Source organism: Sulfurovum sp. bin170 (assembly GCF_010892395.1).
Classification (GTDB): domain Bacteria; phylum Campylobacterota; class Campylobacteria; order Campylobacterales; family Sulfurovaceae; genus UBA1140.
Genome location: NZ_JAACKB010000230.1, coordinates 1 through 7279, shown reverse-complemented (window position 1 = coordinate 7279; position 7279 = coordinate 1). Strand labels below are relative to the sequence as shown.

Here is a 7279-nt window from a genome sequence, read left to right as displayed (position 1 = left end):
TGTAATCCGAAATCATTTAAAATTGTAACAGATATGCTTCGAATATCACTGAAATATGGGTCCTTCGATGATGCGTAAAGACTTAATATATATCTGGCCTCAATCAATGAAAATGATCTGATTATACAGGCTATCTGGTATGAGATGCAGGGGGATTTTAAACAAAGTAACTATTTTTACAGTATACTTTATAATAAAACCCAAAGTGTGGAGTATATGTTTAGAGAGTTGACAACTGCACTATATGCAGGAGTAGAGTCTAAAAATATTTCAAAACTTGAAGAGTGGACTAAGCAGAACCCAGACAATATACAGTCCAAACGGCTTCTTATCTCATTTTATATAAATGAAAAAGAGAATAAAAAAGCTAAAGAGGTTGGTAGAGAACTTATCTCAAAATCAGGAAAAGCGATAGATTTTGAACTCTCTGCAAGTCCCTATATCTTATCAGGAGAGTATACAGAGGCTATAAGGTTATTGGAAGAGGCATATAATAAGAGCTATAATGAAGATATACTTATAAAGATAACAACTATATTGGCAAACTATATTGGTGATATAGATAGTGCCATCCAACATCTAGAAGAGCATAGAAGTCAGAATCAATGTAGCGAGAAAATTTGTAATCAACTTGTAGAGATTTATACAAAACTACAACAAGTTCAGCCTCTTATGGAAGTTTATCATGATCTCTATAGAGAGACAAAAAAAGATGTTTATGCTGTAAAAATAGTTGAGGGTTATATATATACAGAAAATTTTGATAAAGCGATTAAATTTTTGCAAAATAATTACAGTAATGATGAGTTGCTATATGAGCTATATCTTGCAAAAAAAGATTACCACTCTGCATTAGATATTGCAGAGAAGCTTTTTATCGAACAGAAAAAACCAAAATGGTTAGCTGAATCGGCAATGGCACTATATGAGAGTGCAAAGAATAAAGATGATGAGTTAATGCTAAAAAAAGTAGTTGATAAGTTTGAAAAAGCACTAGAGGCAGGTGTGAAAGATAGTGTATATCTCAACTACTATGGATATACTCTAATAGATAAAAATATTGATATAGAAAAAGGTGTTGATATTGTAAAAGATGCCCTCAAAGAGCAACCTAATAATAGTTATTATTTGGACTCATTGGCTTGGGGATATTATAAGCTAAATCTTTGCAAAGAGGCGTATATTGAGATGAAAAAAGTTGTTGATATAGAGGGGTTAGATGAAGAGGATATTGCTCAACACTGGATAAGTATTCAAGAGTGTAACCGATAGCGTAGTGGCAATCCCTTGTGGTTGCCCTTAGAACTTTTGGGAAACGGAGAGTTTACTCCCGAATAACGGAGGCAAAGCCTTCCGATTCCAAGTTTTGTAAGATATTTAATTAATAGTGAGGAAATAGATAAATTGGCACAAATTTTAGATGATATTATCAAAAAGACAGAAGAGGATTTAGAGAAGAGAAAAGTTGATTATCCTGTGGAGTGGTTGGGGCGTTCATTGGCGTATAATCCTTTTGCACCAAAAGATGTTTATTCAGCACTCAAATCAACCCCCGAGAATCGATACAGAATTATAGCAGAGATTAAAAAAGCAAGTCCTAGCAAAGGGGTGATTCGTGAAGATTTTGACCCATTAGTTATAGGACAGGCATATGAGAAAGGTGGAGCTGATGCACTCTCTATCTTGACAGAGCCACATTTTTTTCAGGGGAATAAAGAGTATTTGGGTATGGTCAGGCGATATGTGAGCATTCCTCTTTTGAGAAAAGATTTTATAGTAGATAAATATCAGTTGGTGGAAGCGTTGGCATATGGTGCTGATTTTGTGCTTCTTATCGCAACGGCACTGACTCGAAAAAAGTTAAAAGAGCTACTAGATTATACACATCATTTGGGTATGGAGGCTCTTGTTGAGATTCATAATAAAACAGATTTAATCAAAGCTATTTTTGCAGGTGCAAATATTATTGGTATTAACCATCGTAACTTGGAGACATTTGAGATGGATATGAGTTTGAGTGAGAGACTTATTCCTCTGATTCCTAACAGTAAAATTATTGTAGCAGAGAGTGGAATAACCACTCATGAGACAGTTCAAGAGCTATCAAAAATTGGAGCTGATGCCTTTTTGGTTGGTGAACATTTTATGCGTCAAGATAATATCACAGAAGCAGTACAAAAATTAAAGTATGGTAAATAGATGACAAATATAGTAATAACAGGTTGTTCTACAGGCATTGGATTTGCTACGGCTAAGTATCTACAGTCACACGGTATAAAGGTATATGCTACAGTGAGAGATGAGCGACATCTCAACCCACTTAGAGCCAATGGTCTTGAACATGCCATGAAGATGGATGTGACAAAACCAGAAGAGATTTCTGCGGTTATAGCAAATATACTAGAGGATGATGGCAAGATAGATGTCTGGTTTAACAATGCAGGTTATGGACAACCAGGTGCCATAGAGGATATGCAGACTTATGTACTCAAAGAGCAGTTTGATGTCAATGTCTTTGCTCTGCATGAGTGTACAAGACAGATTCTACCTATTATGAGAGAGCAGGGCTTTGGAAGAATCATACAACATAGCTCCATTTTAGGTCTAGTCTCTCTAAAGGCGCGTGGTGCTTACAGTGCTAGTAAATATGCTGTAGAGGGGCTTACAGATACTCTGCGTCTTGAACTGAAAGGTACAAATATCTATCCTGTATTGTTAAATACGGGTCCTATTACTAGCAGTTTTCGTAAAACAGCTATGAAAAAGCTCAAAGAGAATATAGATATAGAGAACTCTATTTTTAAAGATGAGTACAAAGCAACTCTGTCCGAAGATAAAACTACTGTGCCATTTAACGAAGAGGCTATATCTGTTGCGGAGATAGTCTATGAGATTATAGTAGCAAAGAGACCAAAACCTAGATATTATATCACAAGAGCTACCTATCTGCTTGTCTATTTAAAGAGAGTGTTAAGTACAGCTCGTTTAGATAAAATCTTATTTAAAATCTAATAACAATAACCCATTTTTATGGGCAGGAATGTACCATGCAACTCTATTAAAGCATCTCATTCCACTTTATAACCTAGATAACAATATATTTTAACTACTCATTAGATATAATAATCACATTTTAAATTTGGAGATAGCACAGTGAATATATTTGATGATGATGATGCCTTTGTAGGAACACCTAAGAGTAACTTTTTTTCTATAGCTAAAACAGCTAATGAAAATATCGTAGAGATGGAGATAGACAAGATGTTGAGACGATTTGCTGTGGCAGAGAAGATGCTTGAAGAGAGAGGTCTCGAAGAGGAGCAGGAACAACTTATGCGAAGTATGGTGATTGACCCAGAGTTAGATGATAGAACTAACAGTTTATATATAGAGCTTGTAGGAAATATTGTTACTCAGTGTGAGTAGTCTATTTCTTGCAAAACTCATTCGAAATCGGAGGATTCAGCCCCGAAAGAGACGAAACTAAAGGGCGAGGCTAAAGCCATCGTTTCCAGATAGATAAGGACAAAATGGTGATAAATGCCGTTGAGAGAAAGATAGAGCAGTATGTGGCAGAACTTGATGATAGTTTTGTAACATCTCTCTATCGCAGACTACCACGAGGAAAACGACTTAGAACAAAGTTGATTTTAAAGATTGCTGGTAGTGATTTGAAAGTTATAAAGACAGCTGCTACTGTTGAGATGATTCATGCAGCTAGTCTACTACATGATGATGTAATAGATGATGCGAAGAGTCGCAGAGGCAGGGTCTCTGTTAATGCTAGTGAAGGTAGTAAGACAGCTATTATGATAGGTGATATATTATACTCTAAAGCTTTTTTTGAGTTGATAAGTATATCTCCAGAGGTAGCAAAAGTGGTCTCAAATGCTGTTGTTCAGTTGAGTTTGGGTGAACTCTCCGATGTAGAGCTTTCTCGTAAGTTTCATACCAATAGAGATGCTTATTTGAAAATGTTGTATCAAAAAACAGCCTCACTTATGGAAGCCAGTGCAGAGGCCGCTGCTATTTTGGTGGGTAAAGATAGAGTCGCCTATCGTGATTATGGACGAAAGCTTGGATTGGCTTTTCAGATGATAGATGATATTTTAGATATTACTGCTGATTCTAAAACACTTGGAAAACCAGCTCTGCATGATTTTGTAGAGGGAAAGGTTACACTTCCTTATATGTATCTTTATGATGTTTTGGCGGATGTTGATAGAGAGTATCTTGTTTCATTACATCGTAAGCGACTAAGCAGTGATGAAGCATTGTGGATAAAAATTGCCATGAAAAAATATGGTATAGTTGAAAAATCTTATGCCGAAGCCAAAGAACTTATCTTAGAAGCGGTAGATTCTATGGAAAAATTGGGTGAGTATGATTTGTCAAATATCGCCAAAGCAATGATAGAAAGAGAGTTCTAAATGTCCTATCAAGTTGTCTCCTTTAACCATAAAAATTGTGAACAGATTGCCAGAGAAAAGTTAGCATTTGCTACAGATGATGAGAAGAGAGTGATGCTTCTTAAGTTAACAGGTTTTGATTTTATTGAGGAGGCGTATATCGTCTCTACTTGTAATAGAGTGGAGATAGTGGTCGCTACCAAAGATAGTTTTTCGAGTTATCATGCTATTTTAGGACTGCTTAGTTTGCGTTCGGGTCTTAGTTTTTATGAACTTAAGGGAATGGATGGTAGATATGATGATGGAAAAGCGATTTTACATATTTTCTCTGTAGTCTCCTCTTTGGAGTCTATTGTTATCGGTGAATCACAGATAACAGGGCAGGTCAAAGATGCTTATAGATTCTCATTTCAAAATAGAACAGCAGGGAGGCAACTAAACCGTGTTATCTCTTATGCCGTGAAGTGTGCTGCTGAGGTTCGTAATGTAACCAATATCTCCAAACATCCTATCTCTATCCCCTCTGTTGCCGTGACTCAAGCTCATAAACTCTATGGGGATAATATCTCTGGGATGACAGCAGTTATTATCGGTGCTGGGGAGATGGGGCTTATTGCAGCTAAGAATCTTCTGCGTTTGGACTGTGATGTGTTACTTTTAGGAAGAGATAGAGATAAAGTAAAAAAGATAGCCAAGGAGCTGGGTTCCAATGTTCGTTCAGATACAATGGAAAATCTTCATAAGTATCTTAATCGTTATCGATTGCTTTTTTCTGCGACATCAGCTAAAGAGACGATTATAAAACCAAGTATGGTTGAGAGTGATAACTTGGACAGAGTCTGGTTTGATATGGCAATCCCTAGAGATATTGATAAGATGGGGCTAGAGAAACTACAACTCTTTAGGATAGATGACCTCAAAGCCATCTCCAAAGAGAACTATGCACTCAAAGAGGAACAAGCAACAAGGGCTGTTGATATTGTTGAGAAGTATAAAGCAGAGTTTTATAAGTGGCTTAGGGCTTTGTCAATAGAGCCTGTTATCAAAGATATGCGACTACAGGTCAAAGATGCGATAAATAAAGAGTTGAATCGTGCGATAGATAAGAGATTCGTACCATTAGAATATAGAGATAATATGCAAAAAATGGCAGAACAGATGTTTAATAGATTTCTGCACGATGCCACTCAAAATCTGCGTCAATGTTCGTCAGAATCGAACTCAACCAAGAGGGTCGATGCGATAAAAGAGCTGTTTGAGATTACTACTAATGATAGAAAAGTGAAGAAGTATAAAAGAGAACACCATGTTAAAGGATACCAAAAATGAGATTTTCAAGAATGTTAATACCAACGATGAAAGAGGCACCAAGTGATGCTGTTTTGACATCACATATTTTTCTGCTTCGTGCTGGGTTTATCCAGTCATCAGGGGGGTCAGGTCTCTATAACTTTTTACCATTGGGGAAAATTACACTAGATAGAGTAAGAGCGATTGTAAAAGATGAGTTAGATAGAGTAGGGTGCAGTGAGGTTCATTTGCCAATGGTTACACCGATAACACTTTGGGAAGAGACAGGACGAGCTGACAAGTTTGGTAAAGAGCTTTTGAGATTCAAAGACCGACATGATAATGACTTTGTATTGAGTCCAACCAATGAAGAGGCGATGGTCAATCTCGTTCGTCAAACAGTCAAGAGTTACAAGCAACTGCCTCTCAATGTTTATCAAATCAATTGGAAATTCCGTGATGAGGTTCGTCCACGGTTTGGATTGATGCGTGGTCGTGAGTTTTTGATGAAAGATGCTTATAGTTTTCATGCCTCTGTAGAAGATATGGAACGAGAGTTTGACTTGATGGAGGAGACTTACAAAAAAATTTTTACTCGACTTGGATTAGAGTTTAGAGTGGTTGAGGCAGATAGTGGGGCGATTGGTGGAGCAGGGTCAAAAGAGTTTATGATACTAGCAGATAGTGGTGAAGATACTATTATGGTTTGTGATAGCTGTGACTTTGGAGCCAATGTAGAGGTGATTGCAGAAGATGAGACTACTTGTCCTAAGTGTGGTGGTGGACTTAGCCAGAGCAAAGGGATTGAAGCGGGGCATATCTTTCAATTGGGGACTACATATTCTGAAGCGATGAAGGCAGAGTTTTTGAATGAAAATCAGAAATTGCAACCTTTTGTTATGGGGACTTATGGAATTGGTGTGAGTCGGCTACTTGCAGGGATTATTGAGCAGAATCATGACGAGAAAGGGTGTATATGGACAAAAGAGTCTGCACCATTTAGTGTTGATATTATTGTAGCAAAAGCTAAAAATGAAGAGCAGATGGCAGTAGCTACAAAATTTTATGATGAGCTTCAATCTAAAGGTGTTGCCGTTCTTCTAGATGATAGAGCTGATAAAAAGACAGGTTTTGGTGTGAAGATTAAAGATTTTGAACTTATAGGTATATCTTATGCTGTAGTGATTGGTAATGATATTAGTGAGGGGAGAGTGGAGTTGATTACAAGAGATGGACTAGTCAAAGATGTATTGGCTCTTGATGATTTAGTAGAGACTGTTTTGGAGAAGTTGGCGTAATGTTTATTATAATTCCCTATTTTTTTCTTGAACTCTACTTCTCTTTGGCTGTTGGCTCCAACATAGGATTTATGAGTTCAGTTATTTGGATTCTTCTCTCTTTTATGATAGGTATGGGACTGCTTAAAAATGCTCATCTAAGTATCTTGAAAAATATGCAGTCTGTATCTTTGGGAAAACTAAATGTCAAAAGTTTTCATGATGCGAGTACCTCTTACTTTTTAGGAGCTATTTTACTTATTATCCCTGGGGTTTTTTCTGATTTTCTAGGGCTAATCGCAC

General features: G+C 36.9%; 8 protein-coding genes. All 8 read left to right on the top strand.

The window, feature by feature from the left end; genetic code table 11:
* Positions 1-216: 216 nt before the first annotated feature.
* Positions 217-1272 (top strand): hypothetical protein, encoded by a 1056-nt coding sequence (locus GSY74_RS05400; RefSeq protein WP_164664082.1) that lies wholly within the window; start codon positions 217-219, stop codon positions 1270-1272.
* A gap of 132 nt (positions 1273-1404) precedes the next feature.
* Positions 1405-2199 carry an indole-3-glycerol phosphate synthase TrpC gene (trpC, locus tag GSY74_RS05395; RefSeq protein WP_164664081.1) on the top strand — a complete coding sequence of 265 codons (795 nt, stop codon included), beginning with the start codon at positions 1405-1407 and terminating at the stop codon, positions 2197-2199.
* Complete coding sequence (locus tag GSY74_RS05390; protein ID WP_164664080.1) at positions 2200-3012, top strand: SDR family NAD(P)-dependent oxidoreductase; 813 nt, start codon at positions 2200-2202, stop codon at positions 3010-3012.
* Positions 3013-3153: 141 nt separating this feature from the next.
* On the top strand, positions 3154-3426 hold the full coding sequence (locus tag GSY74_RS05385; protein ID WP_164664079.1) for a DUF2018 family protein: 273 nt from the start codon (positions 3154-3156) through the stop codon (positions 3424-3426).
* A gap of 107 nt (positions 3427-3533) precedes the next feature.
* Positions 3534-4430, top strand: coding sequence for a polyprenyl synthetase family protein (locus GSY74_RS05380; RefSeq protein ID WP_370518771.1), 897 nt, complete (start codon positions 3534-3536; stop codon positions 4428-4430).
* Positions 4431-5738 (top strand): glutamyl-tRNA reductase, encoded by a 1308-nt coding sequence (gene hemA / locus GSY74_RS05375; RefSeq protein WP_164664078.1) that lies wholly within the window; start codon positions 4431-4433, stop codon positions 5736-5738. It abuts the gene before it with no gap.
* Positions 5735-6997, top strand: coding sequence for a proline--tRNA ligase (gene proS, locus GSY74_RS05370; RefSeq protein ID WP_164664077.1), 1263 nt, complete (start codon positions 5735-5737; stop codon positions 6995-6997). Before hemA ends, proS begins: the two co-directional genes overlap by 4 nt.
* The coding region (locus tag GSY74_RS05365) for an FxsA family protein (RefSeq protein WP_164664076.1) at positions 6997-7279 on the top strand (283 nt) is incomplete at its 3' end. The genes proS and GSY74_RS05365, both read left to right, overlap by 1 nt.

What these genes read in the sequence shown, in the direction of transcription:
- GSY74_RS05400 (WP_164664082.1), top strand. Translation starts at nt 217, where the DNA reads ATGTTTAGAGAGTTGACAACTGCACTATATGCAGGAGTAGAGTCTAAA.
- GSY74_RS05390 (WP_164664080.1), top strand. Translation starts at nt 2,200, where the DNA reads ATGACAAATATAGTAATAACAGGTTGTTCTACAGGCATTGGATTTGCT.
- hemA (WP_164664078.1), top strand. Translation starts at nt 4,431, where the DNA reads ATGTCCTATCAAGTTGTCTCCTTTAACCATAAAAATTGTGAACAGATT.
- proS (WP_164664077.1), top strand. Translation starts at nt 5,735, where the DNA reads ATGAGATTTTCAAGAATGTTAATACCAACGATGAAAGAGGCACCAAGT.